1 protein-coding gene is annotated in these 408 nt (G+C 64.7%); it reads left to right on the top strand.

Annotated elements, in window-relative coordinates; translation table 11 throughout:
• Positions 1–135 precede the first annotated feature (135 nt).
• The coding region (locus CWO89_RS45265; RefSeq protein ID WP_502702966.1) for a hypothetical protein at positions 136–408 on the top strand (273 nt) is incomplete at its 3' end.

Genomic DNA, 408 nt, shown 5'->3' with positions numbered 1-408 from the left:
AGATCATGATCCGATTCCATCTAATCGGATCATGATCTAGCGATTGAACTTTTTGCGGGGCAACCTCCACTCAATGGATTGCGACGACCGCGGACGTGATTGGCTACGCCCCCCGCGCGCCCGCCTGGAGGCCTGATGCTGGTGTTCATTGTTTTCGTCATTGCGGTCGTCGCATTTGCATTTGCGTTGAAGTCAATGAACGAGGTCGCCGCCCTGCGCACGCGGCTGGACGCCCTCGAAGGCGCGAATGCTGCGGCATTACGGCGGGTATCGCCGCCACTCGCCCCCGAGCCTGAGCCGACGCGTGCGACCTCGCCGCCGGCTGCGGCCGCGCCTCCGCCTTTACCGCCAGAGGCCATCCAGGCCGCACCTGCCATGGCCGAACAAGCGGCCGCGCCCGAGGCTCCG

The sequence above is a fragment of the Bradyrhizobium sp. Leo170 genome, from assembly GCF_004296405.1.
Taxonomy (GTDB): Bacteria; Pseudomonadota; Alphaproteobacteria; order Rhizobiales; family Xanthobacteraceae; genus Bradyrhizobium.
This window is presented reverse-complemented; position numbering and strand designations above follow the sequence as displayed.